Genomic DNA, 26,225 nt, shown 5'->3' with positions numbered 1-26,225 from the left:
AAAAGCCTGAGTTAGTGAAAATAATAAAAATAAGATAAGAGATGAGGAGAAAGATATGAAGAGGAAATTTGTGAAAAGATTAGCGGCGGGAATATTTGCGACAGTGCTTATGGCAGGCGCACTCACAGGCTGCGGTTCTAAAGCGGTAGAGAATACGGTGGCGCAGGACGAAGCAGTAGAGGAAACGACAGCACCGGAGACGGCTGAGCCAGAAGCTTCCACAGAGGATACAGGCGAGGCGCAGACAGACGAAGCAGCAATTGCAGAAGGTGAAGTGACGACAGTTTATGCGGCGACAGGCGGCTCACCCAAACCCTTTACCTTTGTAAATGACAGTAACGAGCTTACGGGCCACAATATTGAACTGACCAAGGCAGTTTTCGATAAGCTTCCTCAGTATAAGCTGGAAATAGAAGTGACAGACTTCGCATCGATCTTCGCAGGACTGGATTCTGATCGGTATCAGATTGGTGTGAACAACTTTGCAAAGAATGAGCAGAGAAAAGAAAAATATTTATTTACCGACCCTATTTTTGCTAATGAATATGTTGCTATTTTTGCGAAGGATAATAAAAAGGCAGAAACTATCGAGTCATGGGATGATTTAGCAGGACTTAAGACTATATCTCAGGCAGGTATCAATATTACAACAGCCTTGGAAAATTACAATACAGCAAATCCGGATAACCCTATTGTAATAGAATACAGCGAATCGGATCTGGTGCTTCAGATTCAGGATGTGGAAGCGGGCAAATATGATTTTGTATTGATGGATAAACCGATGTTCGAATATTATCAGAACGAATTTAACTTTAATGTAACAGGAATTACGATCAGCAACGATGTTTCTAAAGACTTGATGGAGGAGCCCTACAGCTATCTGATTGTCAGTGCAGGAAATGATCAGTTGGTAGATGACATCAATAAAGCATTGAAGGAAGTGATCGAAGAAGGAATCTCCAAGGAAATCAATGAAAAGTGGTTCGGCTCAGATTATTCGCCTTCTTATGAATAATATCGTATTAATAATCTGTTTATGATGGATGACAGTAGGAAAGGGACTTTAAGAGATGAGTAAAATATTTGACTGGCAGTTAGTATTCACACAGATTCCGGCGGTGCTGAAATATCTTCCCGTAACCTTGGAACTAACGGCAATCGCAATGATTATCGGGTGGATAGTAGGGCTGCTGATAGCCATCGTTAAGATACACAATGTTCCTATTCTCAAGCAGATAAGCATAGCCTTTGTTTCGGTCATCCGGGGAACACCGATTATCGTGCAGTTGTATCTTACATATTTCGGAATCCCCATAGCCTTGAAATACATCAATTATTACTATGAAACTTCTTATAATGTAAACGGAATCCCGCCTATTATTTTTGCAATTGTGGCACTGGGGCTGAATCAATCGGCTTTCGACTCAGAGACCATAAGAGCAGCCATCTTATCCGTAGAAAAGGGGCAGGTAGAGGCGGCAAAGTCGCTGGGCATGAACGGAATACAAATATTCAAGAGGGTGGTTGCTCCCCAGGCAGTAACCGTTGCTATCCCCTCTTTAGGAAATTCACTGATAGGGCTGGTAAAGGGAACCTCCTTGGCCTTTACCTGCTCCGTGGTGGAAATCACCGCACAGGGCAAGATTCTTGCGGGAAACAGCTACCGGTATTTTGAAGTATATTGCTCATTAGCAATCATTTACTTCGTGCTGACTGTTGTGATCGAACGCGTATTCACATATATCGAGAAAAAAATGAGCGTTCCTGAGGATGTGGAAACAGAGAAAAAAGGGCGGCTGCCAAAAAAGGAGGGACTTTCCAGTGAGCTTAGTTGAGATTCGGGGATTGAGTAAATGCTTCGGCAGCAACATAGTGTTAGATAATATGGATTTGATCATTAACAAAGGCGATGTAGTCGCTATCATAGGACCATCGGGAACCGGAAAATCCACCTTGCTCCGTTCCATTAACCTTCTGGAAAAACCAGAGCAGGGAACGATTACAATAAATAATAAAGAAATAAGCTTTACCACAAAGTCGTCCAAGGAAAAGTTGGAGCTGCGAAGAAATACGGAAATGGTTTTTCAACAGTTCAACCTTTTTAAAAATAAAACGGCGCTGGAAAACGTTATGGAAGGTCTCGTGACGGTAAAGAAACTTAAGAAAAAAGAAGCGAAGGAAATCGCCTTAAAGCACTTGGAAAAAGTAGGAATGTCCGACAGGCTGTCACATTACCCGAGACACCTATCCGGCGGGCAGCAGCAGAGAGTGGCAATAGCGAGAGCGTTGGCGATGGAGCCGGAGCTTCTGCTGATGGATGAACCCACTTCCGCATTGGATCCGGAGCTGGTAAGCGAGGTGTTGGTAACGATAAAGAAGGCGGCGCAGGAAGGGAACACTATTTTACTTGTTACTCACGAAATGAATTTTGTAAAAAATGTGGCTACCAGAATTATTTTCTTGGAGAACGGCAAGATTGTTGCGGACGGTACGCCGAAGGAAATATTTGAAAGTCCCAAAAGTGATAGGTTAAAGGATTTTCTTGTAAAGATCCATATGTTGGAGAATGTGGAATACAGCATATAGAAAGAAACTTATATTCAATCAAAGTAAAGCGGTTTCTAGGCGGTGTATACAATGAATAACATTACATATAAGCTCACAAAAGGAGATGTCAACTGGCAGGAGGTGTCCGACGTACTACGGCGCTCCGGTCTATCCGACCACTCTGCGGGAGAGCAGGAAATCATATTTAAAAACAGCTATGCGGTAGTGTTCGTCTATGACAAAGATAAAATAGTGGGTGTAGGAAGAGCGCTGTCGGACGGAATCTGTCAGGCGGCTGTTTACAATATCGCTCTGGACGAGGAATATCAGGGGTATGGAATCGGCAGAAGGCTGATTGCCTTATTGTTAGATCAGCTAAAGGGGCAGAACATCATTTTGTATACCCATCCAAGAACCGTCGCCCTCTATGAAAAAATGGGATTTCGAAGGAACAAGACGGCTATGTGTATTTTCGATGTAGGAAAAGAGAAGCAGGAATGGATGGAGCAGGAGGGATTTCTTCTCCCTGAAGATTATCGCTTCATGGAAGAGATTTCAAGGTTTTAGGAAAAGGAGGAGAAAATGTCGGCTAAATATATAACGGATGAAATACAGACGGACGGAAAATTTGAGCGTCAAAAGAATAGATTTACCACTCCCTTCGGTGACGGAGAAGGAAGGCTGCCGATAGAGGCGGGACGATATCGGCTGCTGTGGTCACCCGCGTGCCCATGGGCTCATCGATCGGTCATAGTTCGAAACCTTTTAGGCCTCGAGGATGTTATCAGTTTGGGAACTGTGGATCCGCTTCGCCCTGATGTAGGCAGAACGGACTGGGCATTTACTCTGGATGAAAACGATGAGGATCCCGTACTTAAGATAAAGTATATCAGTGAAGCATATTTGAATACGGACCCTGAGTATAAAGGGCGATTTACGGTACCTGCCGTGGTAGATCTTCCGACCGGTAAGGTAGTAAATAACGATTACTTCAATCTGACCAGGTACCTGGAAGTGGAATGGAAGAAATACCATAAGCCCGGCGCACCGGATTTATATCCGGAGGAGCTGCGCGAGGAAATCGATGAGCTGAACGATATTTTATTCCATGATATAAATAATGGTGTATACAAGACGGGATTTGCCAGAAGCAGAGAGGCCTACGCGGAGGCATATCACCTTGTATTCGATAGGCTGGATTGGCTGGAAGAGAAGCTCTCACACAGCCGTTATCTATTCGGAGACTGCATTACAGAATCGGATGTCAGGTTGTATGTAACTTTAGCCAGATTCGACGTAGCTTACTATAATGGATTCTGGGCAAACCGCAATAAGTTGACAGATTTCCCTAATTTATGGGGATATGTGAGGGATTTATACAGCTTGCCGGGTTTCGGCAATACGACAGATTTTGAGGCGATCAAAAAACACTATCATTTGTGTGCTGTTGCCACCAATCCTTACGGCATCGTACCTAAGGGACCGGACTTATCCGTTTGGAAGCAGCCCCATAACAGAAATGCGAGGAAATTTCAGTAAGAAGGAGAATGACTGTAAAATGAAGGCAGTGAGAGTGACTGAGTATTGGCAGCTTGCAGGCGTCCATTATGTGAGAATACAGGCGATGGTCAAGGGATTTGGAATTCCCCTTGATAAGGAGTTCGATGAAGGGGATACGGGAAAGTCTTTATATGTACTTGTTCTGGACGATATTTATCCCGTAGCGGCTTGCAGGCTTCATCTGTTGGAGGAAGGCGAAGAGGCGAAGATAGAGAGAGTCAGCGTGTTGGAAGAATATCGGAAGAAAGGCGTTGGCAGACTTCTGATAGAAGCGGCAGAGGATTGGCTCCAGGAATACAAGGTGAAGAAGATAGGAATCACCAGCCGGGATGAGGCTGTCGGATTCTATGAAGCTTTGGGATATAGAGCCGATTATGAGAAGCGATCGAATTCAGGAGTGTTCCCTATTATTTATGTGGAAAAGGTCCTTAACTAAAAACAACACTGTAATATCTATAAAACATCTGTAAAAATGCAGATTACCCTTTCCTTTATCATCTTTTTTTAGTATAATATATATCGCATGCGGCCTAAGGGTCGGATAGGATGAGAGAATAGGAAAGAAGGGACACTATGGAGAGAAAAGTAGGAACGATATCTAGAGGGATTCGCTGCCCTATCATCAGAGAAGGGGATGACCTGGTAAAAATTGTAACGGACAGTGTTCTGGAGGCCGCGGACAGTGAAGGCTTCGGGCTTAGAGACAGAGATGTTATTGCCGTAACGGAATCAGTCGTTGCGCGGGCGCAGGGCAATTATGCTTCTACTGATCATATAGCAAAAGATGTGAGAGCGAAACTGGGAGGCGGGACCATAGGTGTTATTTTCCCTATTTTATCCAGAAATCGTTTTTCCATTTGTTTGAAGGGAATTGCCAAGGGAGCTGATAAGATCGTACTTATGTTAAGTTACCCGAGCGATGAGGTTGGTAACGAACTGGTATCTGTCGATATGATGGATGAAGCAGGTGTCAATCCATACAGCGATGTGCTTACCCTTGAAAAATACAGAGAACTTTTCGGAGAAAATAAGCATCCTTTTACAGGGGTCGATTATGTGCAATACTATAGCGACCTGATTAAGGAAGCAGGAGCAGAAGTGGAGGTAATCTTCGCTAACGATTGCAGAAAGATTCTCGGATATACGAAGAAAGTATTAAATTGTGATATTCATACCCGTTTCCGCACGAAGAAAATCTTAAAAGCATGCGGAGCAGAAATCGTATGCGGAATGGATGAAATTCTGGTTAGTTCCATCGATGGAAGCGGATATAATGAGCAGTATGGACTTCTCGGTTCTAATAAATCCACAGAAGAGACCATTAAGCTATTCCCGAATGAATGTACCGATTTGGTTATGGATATTCAGAAAGACATTCTGGAAAGAACCGGAAAGTATGTGGAAGTTATGGTTTATGGCGATGGCGCTTTCAAAGACCCGGTAGGAAAGATTTGGGAGTTGGCAGATCCTTGTGTATCTCCGGCAAGTACACCCGGCCTAGAAGGTACGCCTAACGAAGTGAAGTTAAAATATCTTGCAGATAACGATTTTAAGGATTTGTCCGGCGAAGCGCTGAAGGAAGCGATTACGAAGCGTATCAAAGAGAAAAAAGATGATTTGGTGGGCGATATGGCATCTCAGGGAACGACCCCTAGAAAGCTGACCGACTTAATCGGTTCCCTCTGTGATTTGACGAGTGGATCAGGAGATAAAGGAACGCCGATTATTCTCGTTCAGGGCTATTTTGATAATTATGTAAGCTAAAGTATTTTGTAACTGTTCAGTACTTTTATAGTTACATTATTTTTACAATAAGAGACTTATATGTTACTATAAAGTGGCATATAAGTTCTTTTTATTTTTTTGGAAAGGTATTATTATTAAAATGAAGGAATTGGTATTTGGAATATTGGCACATGTGGATGCCGGAAAGACGACCTTATCGGAGGCTCTTCTTTATAAAAGCGGCATTATCAGACAGCCAGGGAGAGTGGACAATAAAGATGCCTTTTTGGATACCTATTCTTTGGAGCGGGAGAGAGGTATTACTATTTTCTCCAAACAGGCGGTTCTGGAACTGGGAGATAGACGTATTACACTTGTGGATACACCGGGACATGTGGATTTCTCAGCAGAAATGGAGAGAACTCTCCGGGTGCTGGATTATGCGATTCTTGTAATTAGCGGAGCGGATGGGATACAAGGGCATACGAGGACGTTATGGCGGCTTTTGAAAAAGTATGAAATTCCTGTCTTTTTATTTATTAATAAAATGGATCAGAGCGGTACTGATAAAAACTTGCTGATTGGAGAGTTGAAGGAGCGTCTGGACGAAGGCTGCATAGTCTTTGATGAAGGGGAAACAGAAGCCTTTTATGAACAAGTGGCTATGTCTGAGGAAGAAGCACTCGACCAATTTTTAGAGACGGGAAGAGTAGGAGAAGAGAGAATACAGCAACTGATTTATGAGCGTAAGATATTCCCCTGCTATTTCGGTTCGGCGCTTAAGTTTACCGGAGTGGAAGAGTTTCTGCATGGGATGAATATCCATGTAAAAGATAAAAGTTATTCAGAGTTATTTGGTGCGAGAATATTTAAGATTGCCAGAGATGAGCAAGGAAATAGGCTGACCTTTATGAAAATCACAGGAGGAAGTCTTCGGGCAAGAGAAGCGGTGTCCGGTGGTGAAGCAGAGGTATGGGAGGAGAAGGTTAACCAGATTCGTATTTATTCCGGTGAAAAGTATAAAACAACAGAGACGGTAGCGGCGGGAAGTATATGTGCGGTTACCGGACTTAGTAAGACCAAGCCGGGAGAAGGATTAGGATTCGAAAAAGACTTTCTGTCTCCAATATTAGAGCCTGTGCTCACATACCGGATCGAACTTCCGCCGGGGTGTGATACGGCGGTCATGCTGCCTAAACTTCGTCAATTAGAGGAAGAAGATCCGCAGCTTCATATTGCTTTTGATGAAGTATTGCAGGAAATACAGGCGAAGATTATGGGAGAAGTGCAGACAGAAATCCTAAAAAGCTTGATACAGGAACGCTTTGGAGTTACGGTAACATTCGATACGGGAAATATTGTATATAAAGAGACGATAGACAACAGCGTAGTAGGAGTCGGACATTTTGAGCCTTTAAGGCATTACGCAGAGGTGCATCTTCTTTTAGAGCCGGCAGAGCCGGGAAGCGGCCTTGTTTTTTCCACAGATTGCAGTGAAGATGTCCTCGACAGGAACTGGCAGCGCCTGGTGCTCACCCATTTGGAAGAAAAAGAGCATAGAGGAGTTCTGACAGGGGCAGGAATTACCGATATGAAAATTACGCTGATTGCAGGACGGGCACATCAGAAGCATACAGAAGGAGGCGATTTTAGGCAGGCTACATACCGGGCGCTTCGTCAGGGATTAAAGGAAGCCAAGTCCGTATTGCTGGAGCCTTATTATGATTTTCGCTTAGAAGTGCCGGAAAAACTTATAGGAAGAGCTATGACAGATGTGGAGAGAATGCATGGAATCTTCCGGATGCCGCAGACCCGGGGAGAGATGAGTATCCTTACGGGACATGCACCTGTCCTTACAATGCGAGATTATTTGAAAGAAGTGATTGCTTATACAAAAGGCTGCGGAAGGTTGTTTTGTACAGTGCGTGGCTATGGACATTGTCACAATGCGGAAGAAGTAGTGAAACAAATCGGGTATGATTCTGAGAAGGATGTGAACAATCCTACAAGTTCTGTATTCTGCGCCCATGGTGCAGGATTCGTAGTAAGCTGGGACAAGGTCAAAGACTACAGTCATCTGGAAGTACGTACTTTGCGATCGGATGGGACAGAGGAAGAAGAACAAATTATGCAATCTTTTGCGGCAAGAGAGAGCAAGGAACAGTGGCTTGGTACAGAGGAAGTAGACGCCATTTTAGAACGTACCTTCTATGCTAATAAGAAGAGCGGTAATGTGCAAAAGCGTGGTTTTCATATGAGCAGCAAACGGCGGGAAATTAAATCTTCCCCATCGGCAGAGCCCGTAATCCGAACGTGGAAAAAACAGGAGCTGAAAGAAGAATATCTTCTGGTAGACGGCTATAATGTAATATTTGCATGGGAGGACTTAAAGGAATTAGCTGAGGTGAATATTGATGGAGCGAGAGGTAAACTCTTGGATATACTCAGTAATTATCAGGCGATTCGAAAGTGCAATCTGATTGTTGTATTCGATGCCTACCGGGTCAAAGGCCATGATACAGAGATTCTTAAGTATCACAATATTCATGTAGTTTATACGAAGGAAGCGGAGACCGCGGATATGTATATTGAGAGATTCGCACATGAAAATGGAAAGAAATATCCGGTAACAGTGGCCACCTCAGATGGATTAGAGCAAATCATTATAAGGGGGCAAGGATGCGGACTTCTTTCTGCAAGAGAACTTCGTGAAGAAGTTGAGGCTGCCAATCAGAAAATAACTCAGGAATATTCAGACAAGCAGCCGAAGGAGAGGAATTATCTTTTTGATTCCCTTTCGAAGACTACGGTCGAAGAGATTCAGGATTTAAAAAAGACGTAATAGTGAATTGAATTTTAGAATATAACGGGTTTCGACAAGAAGTATCGAGTCTTCGACAGAATAATAATTGACTTTACAAAAGTGTCATGATACGCTAACTTTAAGAAAAATATGACAAATACGGAGGGGGAATTTTATGTTTAACTGTGATAAATGTGGTTTATGCTGTATCGGACTTAATAAAAGTGAAGTCACTGCATATCTTCATGATGGGGATGGGATATGCAGAAACCTCGATTTAGATACGATGCTTTGCCGAATATATGAAGAAAGGCCGATCTTTTGTGATATTGAAAGATATTATGAGGAACTCCTGAAAGATCAAATGGATAAGGAGGAGTTCTTCCGTTTGAATGCGGAAGCTTGTGATCTGAAGAAAAAAGAGTGGGAGGAATGCGGAAGGGATATTTATAAAATGACTTCCCGGATTCCTGATTTAGATGAGGAAAAGGAAAAGATCATTCGGGCCAGCTTGGAAAAGGTGTAGCGGATAAAATAAGATCTTTTACAGAATGAACTCTTTGCAAGTCGATGGTTCCTTCATTTTCCAAGTTGACGGCGTGATAGACCAGATCGCCGGGTGTGACAAACAAAGCTTCCAAAGGAATATCATAATGTGCACTTTCTAGTAGGCGCTCCAGTAGATCTAAGAATTTTACTGTGAGCGCTAAAGTTTTGTCCATTTCTACAGAGGCAATGATAATATCCGGAGCAGCTTTATCATTTTTTTGTTCCGACGCGCATAGGAGTTCATAGAATTCCTTCATATCTTGATTAGATACGGATACTTCGTCAGAAGAAGCCATAAACATATCTGCAGGAGTGCGCTTTCCCACCTTTGCTAAATCTACGAGGCAGATAGAATCAGCGGGACCGGCGGTCAGTTGACTATTGAAGACAGCACCATTTTCAATTTGGATACGGTAATTTTCGCCGCAATCGTAATAAATCTGATAAACGAGTTGTGAGCAGATCATAAAAGGACCATCGCTTTGGTGAAGTATACGATTCAGGGCTTTATCGAGAGTAGCACAAGCAGCGGATAAGATAAGATTCACCAGCTTCATAAGGGGGAGTGAAGGAACGATCCGCCGATAGATGAGTAAGCCGGCAAGAATAAGAAGAGCTGGAAAATCATAACGGACCTTAGCCTGTAAATAGGCATCTGCCGATTGGATGAGCGGTGCAGCACTAGGGTTTGATTGCAGCCGCATAACATAGACCGAATCGCCATCCAGAATCGCCATCTTATGAACGCCGATGCCGTGAGCACCGACTTCGATAATGGAGTCTGCGGAGTAAACCATGGCAGCATGGCTCACATCAGTTTGAGTAAACCAAGCGATCGCCTTGCTCAACCAATCACCGGATGCTTTGAAAACAACAATATCTCCTCGTTTCACATTATAATTCATCGTAATCCTCCCGTAAGCGAGCATTAATACCTCATTAATAGTGTATATGCAAGCTTAGCGTGGGTTGTGCGTGTATAGGAGAGTTTATATCTTATTTTCCCTCTTGTACACGTTTAAGTATCCAAGTGAAAAATTGATTTTGACCTTTTTCCATTACGATTTCTCCTTATATAAGATTAGAGAATTTTTGATAGCTGGTTAATAATTAAGTCGATAGTAATGAATAAAATAGCTTGTGAATCAAGAAACAATTGATTTTTATCCAAGTTAAGAGAAGGAATAGCCATAAAGCAATCATATTTATTGAAATATTTAGCCTTACTGTTCTGCGTAATAATTGCACAAGGAGTACCGCGATCAAAAGAAGTTTTTGCGGCCTCGGTGATACAATCAGTGGTACCTGATACCGATATAAAAATGTGAAAATCCGAAGTAGTGGAAAAAGAAGCTTTTTCACTAAAGATACCACTATGTATTATTGCTTCGGAATCAATTCCCAGAGCTGACAGACGATAGGTAAAATAGGTGGCAGCAAGGCCGCTTTCATGGAGACCGAAAATTCGTATGCGGGATGCCTTAGAAATATAATTGCCAAGGGCAAGAAAACGCTCATCACTTATGCAGTCCGGAATCTTTTGTATACAATTCAAATAATGTTCGATAATATCCATATTAGATTTAACAACAGTTGGGTTTTTAAAATTACCGGATAAGAGATATTTGGAAACCTCATATTTAAACTCGGAATATCCATTATAGCCTAACTTTTGACAAAAACGCAGCAAGGCAGATTTGGATACACCTGCTTTAGCGGCAACATCAATAATAGAATAGGATGATACATAGTCCGGATTATTAATGACATATGTTTTTATCTTCTCATCCGATTTTGTGAATTCTGATTCATGTAGATTTATTAATTCGATAGGGTTCATATGTTTTCTCCATATAATAATTATAACCGTTAAAGTAACTATTCAACATTTACCTATAAAATTATAACATATCATCAAATCTAATGCATTGTTTTTTCAATGAGAATGCCTCTTGCTATTACCGGTTTCGTAACAGTTCAGATACCTTCACTGTTACATGCAAAAATCCATGAGAATCGCCTACGGCGATGGGATTTTTGCCAGCAGCATTTACGTTTTCTTACGGTCAGCGCAGCAAATGCGCAGACCTGTCTGAACTGTTACCCAGTTTCTTCCTCGTTCGTGAGATTTATATACGTCCCAAAAATGGAGGTGGTAAATTTACCAAAAAAAATGAGAAAATTATTGAAACCATACGAAAAGTGTTATATAATGATATCAAATACAAAATAAAGGGAAGGTTTTAGAAAGGTAAGGTATTCCAAATGGAAAAACAAGCAAAAAAAACAGTATTGGAAAAAAGCACAGATTTTATCGAACAAAAAATTGCACCACCCCTGTTAAGGTTGTCACAGGTACGGTATCTTGAAGCGTTACAGAGAACGTTTATAACATTAATGCCGTATATGGTATTAGGTGCGACTGCAACTCTTATTTTAAACTTAAGCGGATTGTTCGCTGAGGGGACCGGATTAAACATGCCTGGTGTTGCTCAGGCGATTGACAGTGTGATTACCCCATGCAGGCCATGGCTTCTTCAAATTGTTTTTGTGACAATTAATCTGCTGGCATTGCTTGCGGCTATGCTGAATGGTTACTTCCTTGGAGAGTATTATAACAAGAAAGATTCCAATGTTACGTCGATAGCATCGTCAGTTGTAGCTATGGTAGCATTCCTCAGCTTTATTGATTTTTCAAAGCTTAGTGAAAATTTCGACTGGCCGGCATATATATTGGGTTCTCCGAGTCTGTTCGGAGGATTATTGATTAGTATTCTTGCAGTAGAGATTTATAGGTTCCTGATTGGAAGAAAGATTACAATTAAGATGCCGGAATCAGTACCACCGATGATAGCATCAGCATTCACCGGTATGATTCCGGTTTGTGCGGTTATTATATTATGTACTTTGATTGGACAAGGTCTGGGAGCTTTTGATTTCCTGAGTATGTTAAATAAGGGTACGGCATATCTGGTAATAGGCGGAAGCGGGCCGATCGCACAAGGAATTGGATTTGTATTGGATAGAATTCTTTGGTTTGTAGGATTACATGGATCGAATATTGTCTCTTCTGTTATGCAGCCAATCTGGACGGCTATGATAACCGATAATATCAATGCATTTGCAGCGCATCAGGACATACCATTTATGTTTACAGAGCAATGGATTAATTTTTATGTAAGATGTTCTGTATTTCCTATAGCACTCCTTTGCTGCATGAGTAAAGTAAAACGTTTTAAAGTATTAGGAAAATTATCTCTTCCGGGAACTATTTTCAATATTGCAGAACCGGTTATGTATGGACTGCCAATCGTGTTAAACCCGCTTATGTTTGTTCCGTGGGTACTCGGATTTACTGTGCTTTATATTTTTAATGCGATTCTTGGAGTATTAGGAATCACTCCTCCCGTTATTGCAATGACTGTGTGGACTATGCCTGCTCCATTAGCTTCCTTTATCGGCAGTGGATTTAATATTGTAGCCCCAATCATTACTTTAATAAATATTGCGATTATTTTCTTCATGTTTCTACCTTTCTTCAAAGTAATGGAAAGACAGATTTTAAAAGAAGAAGAACAGTACGAAGTAGAACAAGGCGGGGAAAAATAATGGAAGAATATCGAATAAAACCATATAAGCAGGAATATATGGAGCAGCTTATTTCTGGTTGGAATGAGACATTAATTTTTGATCCAATTAGCGAAGACAGATTTTTGCAGCAGGTTTTAATGGATGAAAATTTTGATTCTAGTCTAGCTCTTGTTTTACTGGTAAAGGATAAGGTGATAGGATTTTGCTTAGGAATTAAAAGGAAATATCCATATTTAACACGAGGTCTTGAGGAGAACAGAGGCTGGATCAGTATTATGTTCGTGCGAACTAAGTATCAGGGAAAAGGATATGGAAAAGCGTTGTTAAATGAAGTGGAAAAACACTTTAAAAAAGAACAGGTAAAAGAAATTACTCTATGTGCCTACAGTCCGAACTATTTTACTCCAGGGGTCGATTTGAAATATGAAAAGGCTCTGGCCTTCTTTGAACGAAATGGCTATGTAAGAGGATTGGATGCTGTAAGCATGCAAAAAGACTTATTTACTTATAATATTCCAGAGAAAACTCAAAATATGATAGAGCAGTTGAAGGAAGAAGGAATAAGTTTTAATAAATATTCGCTTTCCTATATGGAAAAATTATTGCATTTTGCTGAGAGGGAATTTGATGCCGGCTGGGTAAGAAATATTTTACAGGCAATTCGTAATGGTGAAGCAGAAGATACTATTTTAATTGCAACAGATATAGAAGACCAGGTAATTGGATATTGTATGCGGAAGATCGATGGTAATGATGCGAGATTTGGACCGATTGGAGTAAAGGAATCTATTCGCTCAAAAGGAATCGGAGGAATTTTATTTGATTTACAGATGAGAGAAATGCAGAAAAGAGGAATTTTTTACGCATATTTTCTATGGACTCATGGTGCAGCAATGAAGTTCTATGAACGTCACGGAATGAGTGTATATAGAACATATCAACTTTACCGGAAAAATATATAGGAGGAATACGGGAATGGCAAAATACAATAGAATCGTCTCCATCGGTGCGCATCCATTGGATGCAGAACTGATGGGTGGGCCAATGATGATAAAATATGCTGAGCAGGGAGCTGCCTGTACATTTGTACATGTAACGAAAGGACGCCTTACAGATTCAACAGCAACGGAGGAAGAGAAGAAGGCATATGAGGAAGCGCTGAACGATGAGATTAAAAGTGCGGCGGCCGCTATGGGATGTGACAGCTTCAGCATGGATTATATATCGGCGGAATTACCGGCGGTGGAAGAATTTACAAAAATAATATTGGAATACTTAAGAAGAGAAAAAGTAGATTGCGTAATAACTCATGCACGCGGAACATTGCACCCCAGACACTACTATACTTATGAGGCAGTAACGCAAGCAGTAAGGATCCTTCATGTTGAAGGAAATCCGATACAGCTTTATTATGGTGAGAATTGTGAAGATTTGGCTGGATTTACTCCAACCGTATATGTGAGTCTGAGTGAATCGAAGATGAAAAACTGGTTTGAGGGATTACAGAATTATAAAATCTTTAATGGTAAGGTCAATGATGTTCCATATTATGACTATTATCATTCTATGGCAACGGTAAGAGCGATTGAGGCAGGAGGCCATGGACTTGTAAAAGCATATATGCATGGAGCGTTAATCGATAATGAGTAAGGAAAAAAGAAAGGCAGGTTTGAAATATGAAAAAGATTGTTTTGGTATGTGTGGCAGGAATGTCGACAAGTCTGCTGGTATCCCGAATGAGGGATGCTGCAAAAGCAGATAATTATTCATGTGATATAAATGCATATCCTATAGCGGATGCATCAGCAGTAATTCCTGATGCAGATATTATTTTATTAGGACCTCAGGTAAAATATATGTCTAATAAGCTGAAAGCGGAATACCCTGAAAAAATAATTGAAGCAATAGACATGCGGGTCTATGGAATGATTGACGGCAAAGGTGCATTGACGCAGGCCAGACAGATTATGGGGGAATAGAGGATGGAAAACTTTGAAACTATTCTATTTGAGATTATTTCTTATGTCGGAAGTGCCAGAAGCAGCTATATAGAAGCCATTGAACAAGCTAGGCATGGAGACATTGATAAATCAAATGAATTAATGAAGTGCGGAAGAGTTCAATTTAATGAAGGACATCATGTTCATATGGAATTGATACAGAAATCAGCATCCGGAGAGTTAGATGTTGAAAGTTACCAAATGCTTTTGATGCATGCCGAAGACCAATTAATGAGTGCGGAAGCATTTGGAATTCTTGCAGAGGAATTCATAGAATTATATAAGATTCTGCAAGAAAAAGGCATAATTGGAAAGGTATAAATGAAATGATAAATTTGGCTATATATACAACAGAAAAAAGAAATATAGATACAATGAATCTGGATAGTATGAGTTCTATGGAAATTGCTATGGCTGCAAACAAAGAAGATGAAAATGTGGTAAAAGCGGTCCGGTCGGTGATACCACAGATTGCGGATGCCATTGATATAGCTGCGGAAACACTCGGCGGGCAGGGACGGCTGATTTATATTGGTGCCGGAACATCAGGGCGTCTGGGAGTTTTGGACGCCAGTGAATGTCCGCCAACCTTTGGGGTGTCAGAGGGATTGGTGACCGGTATCATAGCAGGAGGAAGAGAAGCGCTTTTTCATGCGGTAGAAGGAGCAGAGGACAGTAAAACACTTGCGGAAGCGGATTTAAAAGAACATAGACTATCGCCGAGTGATATGGTAATTGGATTGTCCGCAAGCGGCAGGACTCCTTATGTATTATATGGATTAAGATATGCATCAAGTATAGGATGTAAGACAGCCGCTATAGCATGCAATAAAGATTCCATCATAGGAAAAGAGGCAGATATAGCAATAGAACCCGTTACCGGTCCGGAGATATTGACCGGTTCTACAAGATTAAAAGCGGGAACCGCACAAAAAATGATTCTGAATATGATTTCCACAGGAAGTATGGTTAAGATTGGAAAGGCATATGAAAATTTAATGGTTGATTTGCAAAATACTAATGAAAAACTGGCAGTCAGGACGGAAAATATTGTGATGAACGCAACTTCATCTGATAGAGAAACTGCTAAGAGGTTATTAAAAGAAGCAGACGGGAGTGCCAAACTGGCAATAACCATGTTTCTATTGGATAAGCCTGCAGATGAAGCAATGAGTATATTAAAGTCCGCCCATGGAAGTATCCGTAAGGCAATAAGGGAGAATAAAGAGTGAAAATAGGAATTTCCATTTATTTAGGCACAAACATGGATATGAATATAGAAATCTTAAAGAAAGCAAAGGAGGCGAAGATTTCTTATGCATTTACATCTTTACAAATTCCGGAAGAAAAAGTTGATAATTATGAAATAGAGACCAAAAGGCTTCTGGAAAAGTGTAAAGAGTATGAAATACAGCTGATTGCAGACGCCAGCCCTGAGACGGTAAAAAAACTGGCTTGTAATACGATAGAAGAATTAAAAAACTGGGGAATTACATCAATAAGGCTGGACTACGGATATTCACCGGAAGAAATAGCGAGGTTGTCAAAGGTATTTCAAATTGTAGTGAACGCTTCTACGGTCACTATAAAAGAGATACAAGAGTGGAAAAGTGCTAAAGCTGATTTATCGAGATTCATTGCCTGTCACAATTATTATCCAAAAGAATATACGGGGCTTTCCATTGAAAGGGTACGTGGGATAAATGAAAGCTTAAAGATGGAAGGTCTTCAAACGATGGCTTTTGTGCCTGGAAATATGACAATGAGAGGGCCATTGTTTGTGGGGTTACCTACAGTAGAGGAACATCGTCTTACGAAGAATGATATTGTGCTAAATATGTTGGAACTATATTTTGATGCAAAATGTGATATGGTTATGATAGGGGATATTGACATATCGAAAGAATCGTGGAAGAATATAGAAGTATTGAATCAGAATATGATAGAAATAAAAGCGACACTGAATGAAAAATATCATTTTATTTCTAATATGATTCATCACGATCGCATTGACTCTAGCAGCTTCGTGTTCCGTTCTACCGAGTCACGTATGTTAAAGAATAGAATTCAACCGGAAAACTGTGTTGAACGTAAGCAGGGAAGCATTTGTATCTCTAACAGTAAGTATTTAAGATATGAAGGGGAAATGGAAATAGCAAGGCAGGATTTACCGCAGGATGAAAGGGTAAATGTAATTGGTCATGTGGATTCGGTATATGTAAAGTACCTACCATATATTAAGAATGGAATGGGGATTAAATTAAATACTGAATACGCGGAAACCGAACTATTACAATAGAAGAGTAAAAGACAATCACATAAATTAAAAGTGTGTTTGTCTTTTTACTATATCAGGAAAGTCTTTATTATTTTACATAGAACAAGGGGGATTTGTTATGGAACGATTAGAAACGAAGCGAATGATTTTAAGAGAATGGTCTCTTTTGGATGCTGCAGATATGTATTCTTACGCATCCGGATCGAAAGTTGGACCAATGGCGGGATGGAAGCCACATGAAAGTGTGGAGGAATCGGAAACGATTATACGGATGTTTCAGGATAATAATGATGTGTGGGCAATAGAGTGGAAGGATAACAATAAGGTCATAGGTTCCGTAGGACTTCATCGAACTGCGAGACGAGGAATTCCTTACGATCTTGAACTGGGGTATGTGCTGTCGGAGGAATATTGGGGACAGCAAATCATACTGGAGGCGGCGCGGGCAGCTATTACCTATGCTTTTGAAAATTTGAAGATAAACAGACTGATGATTTCTCATTCTTCGACTAACTTGCAGTCAAAGAGGGTAATAGAAAAATTAGGATTTCGTTTTTTGCTGGATGTTCCCGAAGGCTTTACCCAATACGATGGCGGGAAACTGGGAAGCAGTGTTTACATTATGGAAAAGGAAGATTATGCAGAATTATATAAGAATAGAGAACAATGAATATGAAATAGTGTCAGATTATAAAGGAAGAGAAGAGTTAAGAAAATCTTTTTTTGAATTGGCGAAAAAGACATTTGGCATCGATTTTGAACCATGGTACCGGAATGGGTTCTGGAGTGAGAAATACATTCCGTATTCTATAGTACACGGAGATAAAGTCGTTGCAAATGTTTCTGTCAATCATATGTATTTTCAAGAGGGCTCCGGTTCTGTAAAAAGATATTTGATTCAGTTAGGAACGATTATGACAGAGGAAGCATACAGAAATAAAGGGCTTATCCGGGAACTGCTGGAGAGAATCTTTGAAGAATACGAAACACGAACGGAGGGCATTTATTTATTCGGTAATGATTCCGTGTTAAATTTCTATCCGATGTTTGGTTTTGAAGCAGCGTTAGAATATCAATATACTAAGAAAGTATCGATAACCGGCAACCAAACGGCTTGTAAAATTCCTATGGACTCCACTGAGGATTATAATAATTTTCTGGAGAGGCTGAGAACATATAAGGCAGTAGGTGCCTTTTGCATGGATAATGATAATCTGCTCATGTTCTATCTAACTTCTTTTTTGAAAGACTGCGTTTATTATATAGAAGAGATAGATACCTATGTGGTGGCAGAAAGTGAAGGTGGTACGCTCTTGTTGCATGGAATTTTCTCTGCAGCCGGGGTGGAGATGGAGAAAGTTATTCAGTCTTTTGGCGAAAAGATTTCTAGAGTTGTGTTGGGATTTACTCCGGAGTATACGGATGGATTCGAGGTTTCTGTATTGAAGGAGGAAGATTCAACATTATTCGTGAAAGGAAAGGGGTTACGTAGATTTTCTGAGGAAAAAAAGATGTTTCCTTTAATATCTCATGCTTGAATTCTAGCGATATTATACCCTTATGTTGTACTTAGCATCGACCTATTTTCAATTAACTTTATTTATAAAATAGTTGACTTTCTCAATAGAAATGCTATAATACACTCATGCAGTTTAGCGCATTGATGTGTTAAACCAGCTAATTTAATTTTGAGGAGGAAGGTTTATGAAGAAATTACTTGTACTTACATTGTCTATATTTATTATGGCAAGCTTTGTAGCTTGTGGAAGCGGAAGTGCTGCAAGCACGGCAGGGAGCGGAAGCGAACAGGCTCCGGCGGAAGATGCGGCTCAGGAGCAGGCAGCGGATGGTGAAGTATATCAGATAGGTATTAGCCAATTAGTACAACACGAAGCTTTAGATGCTGCAACTCAAGGATTTAAAGACGCATTGACTGAGAAGCTGGGGGCTCAGGTTGTATTCGATGAGCAGAATGCGGCAGGTGATTCCGCTACTTGTGCAACGATTGCGAACCAGTTCGTAGCTAGCCAGTACGACTTAATTATGACGAACGCGACATCGGCATTGCAGGCGGCAGCATCGGCAACGAATAGTATTCCGATTCTTGGCACTTCTGTTACAGATTATGCGACAGCACTCGACATCGATGATTGGAACGGTGTAACAGGAATGAATGTATCGGGTACGGCTGATCTTGCGCCTCTTGATAAGCAGGCAGAGATGATTCAGGAACTGTTCCCTGATGTGAAAAATATCGGTATTCTTTACTGCTCAGCAGAACCGAACTCCAAATATCAATCCGCAACCATTCAAGGATATTTGACGGAGATGGGATATAACTGTACAGAATACACTTTTGCAGATTCAAACGATGTGGCTGCGGTGACACAGAACGCTTGCGCGAACAGCGATATACTCTTCATCCCCACAGATAATACTGCTGCATCCTGTACAGAAGCTATCAACAACATAGCAGAACCGGCAGGTATTCCGATTGTAACCGGAGAAGAAGGCATCTGTAGAGGTTGTGGAGTAGCTACATTATCCATTAGTTACTATGACTTGGGATATGCGACCGGCGAAATGGCTTATGAAGTATTAGTAAACGGTGCAGATGTATCCGCCATGGAAGTTCAGTATTCTCCTAATATTACATATAAGTATATGGCAGATCGTGCGCAGCAGTTGGGCGTTGAGATTCCCGAAAGCTATACTGCAATCGAAGTAGAGTAATGGAAATCACATTAAGATAGAATGAAAATTAATTTCAAAATGATTATGAAAGTACTGAAAGGGGTGCCTGACTATAAGACACCCCTTTCTTTGTAAGGAGGATAACAATGAGTTACTTTGCTACTCTTAATCCCTTGAATCTGTTGAATGCCCTTCCTGGAAGTGTGGCACAAGGTATTATTTGGGGGATTATGGCGCTAGGCGTTTACATTACGTTTCGTTTATTAGATTTTGCAGATTTGACGGTGGACGGTTCCTTTGCGACAGGAGGAGCAGTCACCGTTATGTTAACTTTGGCAGGTGTTCCGATTCCCGCAGCTCTGCTTATTGCAGTGATAGCAGGGGTTTTGGCAGGACTTGCAACTGGAATGCTTCATACCGTTCTTGGCATTCCACCGATTCTTTCAGGAATTTTAACGCAGATTGCGTTGTATTCAGTGAATCTACATATCATGGGAATGGCTGCTAATATGGCATTAAGTGCTCAGAAATACAAACTGCTCGTTTCCTTAATGAATATCCCAAAGTCTATTTTAATCGGCGGTTTGATTGCAGCGGCTTTAATAGCGCTGTTATATTGGTATTTCGGAACGGAACAGGGAAGTTCCATAAGGGCTACCGGCTGTAATCCAGCCATGAGTATGGCGAACGGCATCAATATTAATTTCACGAAGGTAGTGGCCCTCGCATTGTCAAACGGTCTTGTGGGACTGGCAGGCGGTTTGATGGCACAGTATCAGGGATTCGCGGATATTAATATGGGACGCGGTGCTATTGTTATCGGTCTTGCAGCGGTTATTATCGGTGAAGTATTCGGTGAAAGTATTTTGAGAAAGCGCTTGAATTTTGCGGCGCGTCTCATATTTGTCATTATGGGTGGAATTATTTATTATGTCGTTGTAGGTATCGTGCTTTGGCTGAAATTAAATTCCAACGATTTAAAGCTATTTACAGCAATTATCGTAGCTGTTTTCCTGGCAGTTCCTTATTTGCAGGGCAAGCGCAAGAATTCCTTTGCCCGTACTGCCAAAGCGTCTCTGTCAGCACTTGAGGCCAGGAAGGATAAGGAGGAATAGCAGATGTTAAATATTGTAGATATTCATAAGACCTTTAACCTCGGTACCATTAATGAAAAAGCAGCTCTAAACGGGGTGGATCTTCATTTGGATAAAGGCGATTTCTGTACGATTATCGGAGGAAATGGTGCGGGGAAATCCACCACATTGAATGCGATTGCAGGAGTATGGCCTGTAGATAGAGGTGCGATTTTATTAAACGGACAGAATATTACCGGTTTGCCTGAGCATAAGAGAGCAGGCTTTCTCGGTCGTGTGTTTCAAGACCCTATGACAGGAACTGCTGCCAGCATGGAGATTCAGGAGAATCTTGCGTTAGCGGCCCGCAGAGGAAAGAGCAGAAAGCTAGGATGGGGAATTACGAGAAAAGAGAAAGAAAGATATAGAGAGCTTCTAAAGATTCTCGACTTAGGACTTGAGGATCGTATGACTTCGAAAGTCGGTCTGCTATCGGGTGGGCAGCGTCAGGCGTTGACTTTGCTTATGGCAACTTTACAGCAGCCGAATTTACTTCTTTTGGATGAGCATACAGCGGCACTCGACCCTAAGACAGCGGAAAAGGTGCTCCGTGTAACCGATCAGATTATCGAGGAGAATCATTTGACGGCGCTTATGGTGACGCATAATATGAAAGATGCTATTGCTCATGGCAATCGTTTAATTATGATGCACGACGGAAGAGTAATCTTAAATATTTCAGGAGAAGAAAAGAAGAAGCTTACAGTGGCAGATTTAATGCATCAGTTTGAGCTCGTTTCCGGTGAGGAATTCGCCAATGATAAGGCAATTCTCGCTTAACAAAATAATCATGAAATCTCTCTGGAAGTTTTGGTATGATGACGGTATAATCATTATAGGTGATTATACCGTTTTTTGTTCTTTAATTAGGAAAGTGCTCCTATTAAAGAACCGATTGATGCGCAGCTACGCGCGCGGAACAAAAGCTGTGCGGCTAAAAGTTTTAATTGCGAGAGTGGGCGAAGCACACTTTTGTTCTTAGGAAAATAATTGCGGAGGTGATGTGAATGAATGACCAAATGGAAAAGAAGCATGTAACTATAAATGGAGTAGGCATTACCTGTTATTGTGCAGGTGGCGGTGATGATACTATCGTGTTATTGCATGGCGCAGGTGTGGATTCCGCAATGCTTTCCTGGGCTGAGGTGATTCCATTATTGTCGGATCAATATCGGGTTATTGCGCCTGATTTGCCGGGATATGGAGAAAGCGACCGAATAGATGGTGAATACACATTATCTTTTTATACGGAAATTGTAAAGGGTATTATCGAAGAATTCGGAGGGCCTGTTATCTTGACAGGGTTATCATTAGGCGGAGGTATATGCTTACATATGGCATTAACTTATCCGGAACTCATTAAGGTTCTTGTGCCGGTCGATGCTTGGGGAGTATTCGATAAATTACCGTGGCACCGTCTTACTCATTGGTTTGTTCATTCTAAAATAAATGACAATTTATATACATGGACGAACAAATCCCCATCCATTGCCAGGTTATCGCTGGAATATAACTTGTTCGGTGATAAATCGAAGGTAACGGATGATTTGGTTTCGCAGATACATAAGACTATGTTACAGCCCGGTGCGGATAAACCTTTTATCTCATTTCAGAGAAGTGAGATAACACCAACAGGACTTATCACAGACTTGGCCGGACGGCTTGAAGAAATAAAATTACCTACACTGCTTATACATGGTACGCTCGACAAAGCAGTTCCGTTGAAAGATGCTCTTAATGCAAGCAGAAGAATTCCTGATTGTGAGATATATTTAATGGAAGGATGTAAACATTGGCCTCAGAAGGAGCGCCCAGAAGAGTTTGCAGATGCTTTAAGACATTACCTTGATGGAAAACTATGGTAAATAGTATTTAATATAAGAAAGATTGTATGAAATTATGAAAAATGGTGAGTTTCACAATTGATTAATTGAGAATTTATGGTAAAAGGAGAAGTTAGATGAAAGCATATTTGTTCGTACATTTTAAAGAGAAGAAGACACCGGATGGGGAGCAGGTATATTTTGGATTAAGTAAGGATGGGTTTCATTGGAAAGAGGTAAATGGAGGTAATCCGGTACTTTGGAGTTATGAAGGTGACAAGGGAGTGAGAGACTTCACAATCGTAAGGACAGAAGATGGGAAATTCCGTATCGTTGCGACGGATTTAAGTTTAGCTTATGGAATGCCTAATCAGTATCATAATTCTTGGGATGAGATTGGCAGGAATGGCAGCAGAGAGCTTGTTATGTGGGAATCACAGGATCTGATTCATTGGTCATGGCAGAAGATGATTACACTGGGCGGTGCTGAATTCGGATGTCGTTGGGCGCCGGATATTATTCGGGATAAAGAAAACGGCGATTATATTTTGCACTGGTCTTCTCCTCATGAATGTAATAACTATGGAGAAAAAGCGATTTATTATACGAGGACGAAGACTTTTGAAGAATTTTCGGCTCCGGAGCTTTTGTATCGCAAGGAGGATAGCGGTGTTATAGATTCCTGCATGGTGGAGGAAAGTGGCATTTACTATTTATTTGTGAAAAGTGAGGAGAATCCCGCTACCATTATCTTACTAAAGAGTACAAGTCCTACAGGTCCTTTTGAGAGGATGGATGCATTTGATGAAGAAATGAGTAAGCTGCAGGCAGGAGTGTATGAAGCGCCTACGGCGTTTCGTCTGGAAGATGGCAGATGGTGCCTGATGTTCGATTATTATGGGGTTCCGGGAAAAGGACAGGGGTATGTTCCTTTTTTGTGCGAGGATATTTCCAAAGGTGTTTTTAAGCGTGCGGATGCTCAATTTTCCTTTCCGTATGGATTCAAGCATGGAACTGTGTTGGAAATTACGATGGAAGAATATGAGAGAATCAAAGGCTGTGAGTTCGAATCATAACGTAGAACGAAGACAACTGAACGATAATAATGCCTCCGGATGCAAACGGAGGCTTTGTTATAGTGTTACATAGATGTAAAACGAATGAAATGTGAGGAAATAAAAGTGGAAATAAAAATAATTGATAAGGCGTTCAGCGTATGCAAGTTAGAAAATATAAAAGAGGTAAATTTTGAAGATGAATATTGCTTTATAGGTAAGACCGACGAAGAGTTATCCCTAGTTTGTGATACGCGGTTTGTTCCATCAAATACGGTCTCAAGAGAGGATGGCTGGAGGACATTTCGGATAGAAGGTATCCTTGACTTTTCATTAATTGGAATCCTGTCAGAAATATCGGGGATTTTGGCAAAAGCTGAGATTGGAATTTTTGCAATTTCCACATATAATACAGATTATATACTAGTACAAGAAGACAATTTCAGAAAAGCACTAGAGGCTTTAGAAATGGAAGGTTATGAGATAAAGGAATAGTTATGAAAGTTATAATATCACCGGCGAAGAAGATGAATGTACGAGAGGATTTACTTCCTTATGAAACTTTACCAGTTTTCCTGGAACAGACAGAATCATTGAAAGATCATTTAAAAAAGCAGGATAGAAAAACATTACAAGCAATATGGAAATGTAACGATTCTATTACGGATTTAAATATAAAGCGCCTTGAAGCGATGGACTTGACAAAGATGCTGACACCTGCGGTACTAAGCTACGAAGGATTGCAATACCAGCATATGGCTCCGGCTGTTTTCAATGATAAACAATGGGAATATATAAAGGAGCATTTATACATACTATCCGGCTTCTATGGACTGCTTCGGGCAGCCGATGGCATTGTGCCTTATCGTTTAGAAATGCAGGCTGTTCTTAAGAATTGGCATACTAATTCCTTGTATCATTTCTGGAAGGACAGCCTTGCGATGGAACTCTTATCGGAGAATAATTGTATTCTCAATCTGGCATCCAAAGAATACAGCAAATGTATCACACCTTATTTGAGAGAGGACACCATGTTTGTAACTTGCGTATTTGGAGAAATGCGAAACGGGAAGGTAATTGAAAAGGGAACTTATGCAAAAATGGCAAGAGGTGAAATGGTACGGTTTATGGCAGAGAAAAAAATTAAATATATAGAAGGGATAAAAGATTTTAATCGCTTAGGCTATTCTTTTCAACAGGAATTATCTAATGAGACGACCTATATATTTGTAAAAAATATTTTTTCGGACAGAGAAAGTTGCGAATTAAAATCAAAAATATCCTAAGATTGTATTGTAACAATCAACAGTTAACCGTTAACAGGAAACGGTTAACAGGAAATGAGGAAACAAAAATGGAATGGCTTGAGAAAATGAATGCTGCTTTAGATTATATTGAAAACAATCTATCCGGAGAGATTGATTATGTGGAAGCGGCCAGAAGAGCTTGTATTTCTTCTTATAATTTTCAGAGAATGTTTTCTTTCATTGCGGATGTACCCTTGGCAGAATATATCCGAAGGAGAAGGCTGACCCTTGCGGCACTGGATTTCCAAAAAGGAGGGGGGAGTGTGCTTGATATCTCATTGAAATACGGGTATGATTCCCCAGTTTCTTTTGCCAGAGCTTTCCAGAACCTTCATGGAATTACACCGAAGGACGCGAGGGAACAAGGTGCCGTTCTCACATTGTATCCTAGAATTTCCTTCAAAATTACAATCAAAGGAGTGGATGAAATGAAATATCGCATTGAAAAAATGAAAAAACTAAGATTACTTGGCATTGAAAAAACAATTTCTACAGTAAACGGAGAGAACTTCAAAGAAATTCCCAAGATGTGGAATGAAGTGGCGGAGGATGGACGCCTGACAAGGCTATCCGATAAAGCGAAAAAAGGTAAGCCTGAAGGTTACGGAGTGTGCTATAATTCAAGAGGAACGGATTTCAATTATATGATAGGAGTAGAGTCTGAGGAGAAGCCGGAAGAGGGTATGACTGAGCTTATAATTGAAGAGCAGGAATATGTGAAATTCGAATGCCGGGGTAAACTTCCGGAATCACAGCAGAGTGTATGGAAGAGAATCTATACGGAATGGTTCCCCAGTTCCGGCTATGAACATGTGGAGGCACCGGAACTGGAATGGTATTCATGCGAAGAGATGGATAGCACCACCTATTTAAGCGAAATATGGATTCCGATTAGAAAGTGTAAATAATAAATGTAAAGGGCTGCCCTGAAAATGTATCTCTATGCTATCTTTAAATGATACAACAAAAAAGCTTACCGGATTTTTGGTGGGCTTTTTTCTACGCTAACTCTCCCCCAAATCTATTGTATTATCACTTGAAAACCGAGATTTTTAATGATTTTATTTCTTTAATCTTTTCTTCATTCAAGTGAGTATAATAATTGCTTCTTAAATTTTGATACGCTTGAAAGTCTTCTAATATATGTAAATAGCTCTCTT

General features: G+C 40.7%; 28 protein-coding genes. 26 read left to right on the top strand and 2 right to left on the bottom strand.

What is annotated here, in order from left to right; all coding sequences use genetic code 11:
* Positions 1–55: 55 nt before the first annotated feature.
* From RBB56_RS03045 to RBB56_RS03005, 9 genes are all read left to right on the top strand, one after another.
* A complete protein-coding gene (locus RBB56_RS03045) occupies positions 56–1,015 on the top strand; it encodes a transporter substrate-binding domain-containing protein (protein ID WP_306720932.1) in 960 nt (319 codons plus the stop codon).
* A 55-nt stretch (positions 1,016–1,070) separates the two neighbouring features.
* Positions 1,071–1,835, top strand: a complete 765-nt coding sequence (locus tag RBB56_RS03040; protein ID WP_306720931.1) for an amino acid ABC transporter permease — start codon at positions 1,071–1,073, stop codon at positions 1,833–1,835.
* Complete coding sequence (locus RBB56_RS03035) at positions 1,771–2,586, top strand: amino acid ABC transporter ATP-binding protein (RefSeq protein ID WP_334307469.1); 816 nt, start codon at positions 1,771–1,773, stop codon at positions 2,584–2,586. The genes RBB56_RS03040 and RBB56_RS03035 overlap by 65 nt, the downstream gene beginning before the upstream one ends.
* A 51-nt stretch (positions 2,587–2,637) precedes the next feature.
* A complete protein-coding gene (locus tag RBB56_RS03030) occupies positions 2,638–3,114 on the top strand; it encodes a GNAT family N-acetyltransferase (protein WP_306720930.1) in 477 nt (158 codons plus the stop codon).
* Positions 3,115–3,129: 15 nt separating this feature from the next.
* Complete coding sequence (locus tag RBB56_RS03025; RefSeq protein WP_306720929.1) at positions 3,130–4,086, top strand: glutathione S-transferase family protein; 957 nt, start codon at positions 3,130–3,132, stop codon at positions 4,084–4,086.
* Between the two features lie 19 nt (positions 4,087–4,105).
* Positions 4,106–4,543, top strand: coding sequence for a GNAT family N-acetyltransferase (locus RBB56_RS03020; RefSeq protein ID WP_306720928.1), 438 nt, complete (start codon positions 4,106–4,108; stop codon positions 4,541–4,543).
* Between the two features lie 137 nt (positions 4,544–4,680).
* Positions 4,681–5,871 (top strand): coenzyme F420-0:L-glutamate ligase, encoded by a 1,191-nt coding sequence (locus tag RBB56_RS03015; protein ID WP_306720927.1) that lies wholly within the window; start codon positions 4,681–4,683, stop codon positions 5,869–5,871.
* 121 nt (positions 5,872–5,992) lie between these two features.
* Positions 5,993–8,674 carry a translation factor GTPase family protein gene (locus RBB56_RS03010; RefSeq protein WP_306720926.1) on the top strand — a complete coding sequence of 894 codons (2,682 nt, stop codon included), beginning with the start codon at positions 5,993–5,995 and terminating at the stop codon, positions 8,672–8,674.
* Positions 8,675–8,810: 136 nt separating this feature from the next.
* Entirely contained in the window at positions 8,811–9,161 is a 351-nt protein-coding gene (locus RBB56_RS03005) for a YkgJ family cysteine cluster protein (RefSeq protein WP_306720925.1), read from the top strand.
* On the opposite strand, the gene RBB56_RS03000 is transcribed toward RBB56_RS03005, so the two are convergent.
* Positions 9,133–10,113 carry a hypothetical protein gene (locus RBB56_RS03000; protein WP_306720924.1) on the bottom strand — a complete coding sequence of 327 codons (981 nt, stop codon included), beginning with the start codon at positions 10,111–10,113 and terminating at the stop codon, positions 9,133–9,135. The genes RBB56_RS03005 and RBB56_RS03000 overlap by 29 nt on opposite strands.
* 152 nt (positions 10,114–10,265) lie before the next feature.
* Positions 10,266–11,024: a MurR/RpiR family transcriptional regulator gene (locus RBB56_RS02995; RefSeq protein WP_306720923.1), complete on the bottom strand. Its 759-nt coding sequence runs from the start codon at positions 11,022–11,024 to the stop codon at positions 10,266–10,268.
* A 425-nt stretch (positions 11,025–11,449) separates the two neighbouring features.
* On the opposite strand from RBB56_RS02995, the gene RBB56_RS02990 reads away from it, so the two are divergent.
* The 17 genes from RBB56_RS02990 to RBB56_RS02910 all read left to right on the top strand — a co-directional run bounded on the left by RBB56_RS02990 (position 11,450) and on the right by RBB56_RS02910 (position 25,973).
* Positions 11,450–12,793, top strand: coding sequence for a PTS sugar transporter subunit IIC (locus tag RBB56_RS02990; RefSeq protein WP_306720922.1), 1,344 nt, complete (start codon positions 11,450–11,452; stop codon positions 12,791–12,793).
* The gene (locus tag RBB56_RS02985; RefSeq protein WP_306720921.1) at positions 12,793–13,737 is read left to right on the top strand and encodes a GNAT family N-acetyltransferase; all 945 of its coding nucleotides are present in this window, start codon (positions 12,793–12,795) and stop codon (positions 13,735–13,737) included. The genes RBB56_RS02990 and RBB56_RS02985 overlap by 1 nt, the downstream gene beginning before the upstream one ends.
* Positions 13,738–13,750: 13 nt before the next feature.
* On the top strand, positions 13,751–14,425 hold the full coding sequence (locus RBB56_RS02980) for a PIG-L deacetylase family protein (RefSeq protein ID WP_306720920.1): 675 nt from the start codon (positions 13,751–13,753) through the stop codon (positions 14,423–14,425).
* 26 nt (positions 14,426–14,451) lie between these two features.
* Positions 14,452–14,754 carry a PTS sugar transporter subunit IIB gene (locus RBB56_RS02975; protein ID WP_306720919.1) on the top strand — a complete coding sequence of 101 codons (303 nt, stop codon included), beginning with the start codon at positions 14,452–14,454 and terminating at the stop codon, positions 14,752–14,754.
* Positions 14,755–14,757: 3 nt separating this feature from the next.
* The gene (locus RBB56_RS02970) at positions 14,758–15,096 is read left to right on the top strand and encodes a PTS lactose/cellobiose transporter subunit IIA (protein WP_306720918.1); all 339 of its coding nucleotides are present in this window, start codon (positions 14,758–14,760) and stop codon (positions 15,094–15,096) included.
* Between the two features lie 5 nt (positions 15,097–15,101).
* Positions 15,102–16,007 (top strand): N-acetylmuramic acid 6-phosphate etherase, encoded by a 906-nt coding sequence (gene murQ, locus RBB56_RS02965; RefSeq protein WP_306720917.1) that lies wholly within the window; start codon positions 15,102–15,104, stop codon positions 16,005–16,007.
* Complete coding sequence (locus RBB56_RS02960; protein ID WP_306720916.1) at positions 16,004–17,074, top strand: MupG family TIM beta-alpha barrel fold protein; 1,071 nt, start codon at positions 16,004–16,006, stop codon at positions 17,072–17,074. The genes murQ and RBB56_RS02960 overlap by 4 nt, the downstream gene beginning before the upstream one ends.
* A gap of 97 nt (positions 17,075–17,171) precedes the next feature.
* Complete coding sequence (locus RBB56_RS02955; protein ID WP_306720915.1) at positions 17,172–17,723, top strand: GNAT family N-acetyltransferase; 552 nt, start codon at positions 17,172–17,174, stop codon at positions 17,721–17,723.
* A complete protein-coding gene (locus RBB56_RS02950; RefSeq protein WP_306720914.1) occupies positions 17,692–18,591 on the top strand; it encodes a GNAT family N-acetyltransferase in 900 nt (299 codons plus the stop codon). The genes RBB56_RS02955 and RBB56_RS02950 overlap by 32 nt, the downstream gene beginning before the upstream one ends.
* A gap of 166 nt (positions 18,592–18,757) precedes the next feature.
* Positions 18,758–19,786 carry an ABC transporter substrate-binding protein gene (locus RBB56_RS02945; RefSeq protein ID WP_306720913.1) on the top strand — a complete coding sequence of 343 codons (1,029 nt, stop codon included), beginning with the start codon at positions 18,758–18,760 and terminating at the stop codon, positions 19,784–19,786.
* 107 nt (positions 19,787–19,893) lie between these two features.
* Entirely contained in the window at positions 19,894–20,862 is a 969-nt protein-coding gene (locus RBB56_RS02940; RefSeq protein ID WP_306720912.1) for an ABC transporter permease, read from the top strand.
* A 3-nt stretch (positions 20,863–20,865) separates the two neighbouring features.
* On the top strand, positions 20,866–21,660 hold the full coding sequence (locus RBB56_RS02935) for an ABC transporter ATP-binding protein (protein ID WP_306720911.1): 795 nt from the start codon (positions 20,866–20,868) through the stop codon (positions 21,658–21,660).
* Positions 21,661–21,887: 227 nt separating this feature from the next.
* On the top strand, positions 21,888–22,745 hold the full coding sequence (locus RBB56_RS02930) for an alpha/beta fold hydrolase (protein ID WP_306720910.1): 858 nt from the start codon (positions 21,888–21,890) through the stop codon (positions 22,743–22,745).
* Between the two features lie 95 nt (positions 22,746–22,840).
* The gene (locus RBB56_RS02925) at positions 22,841–23,779 is read left to right on the top strand and encodes a glycoside hydrolase family 43 protein (RefSeq protein ID WP_306720909.1); all 939 of its coding nucleotides are present in this window, start codon (positions 22,841–22,843) and stop codon (positions 23,777–23,779) included.
* 105 nt (positions 23,780–23,884) lie between these two features.
* Positions 23,885–24,253 (top strand): ACT domain-containing protein, encoded by a 369-nt coding sequence (locus RBB56_RS02920; RefSeq protein ID WP_306722075.1) that lies wholly within the window; start codon positions 23,885–23,887, stop codon positions 24,251–24,253.
* Positions 24,254–24,255: 2 nt separating this feature from the next.
* Positions 24,256–25,044 (top strand): peroxide stress protein YaaA, encoded by a 789-nt coding sequence (yaaA, locus tag RBB56_RS02915; protein WP_306720908.1) that lies wholly within the window; start codon positions 24,256–24,258, stop codon positions 25,042–25,044.
* Positions 25,045–25,046: 2 nt separating this feature from the next.
* On the top strand, positions 25,047–25,973 hold the full coding sequence (locus tag RBB56_RS02910) for an AraC family transcriptional regulator (protein WP_306720907.1): 927 nt from the start codon (positions 25,047–25,049) through the stop codon (positions 25,971–25,973).
* Positions 25,974–26,225 lie beyond the last annotated feature (252 nt).

It is taken from the genome of Kineothrix sp. MB12-C1, assembly GCF_030863805.1.
In the GTDB taxonomy this organism is placed as follows: domain Bacteria; phylum Bacillota; class Clostridia; order Lachnospirales; family Lachnospiraceae; genus Kineothrix.
Note: the sequence above shows the minus strand (reverse complement) of the source record. Positions and strands in the feature narration are given on the sequence as shown.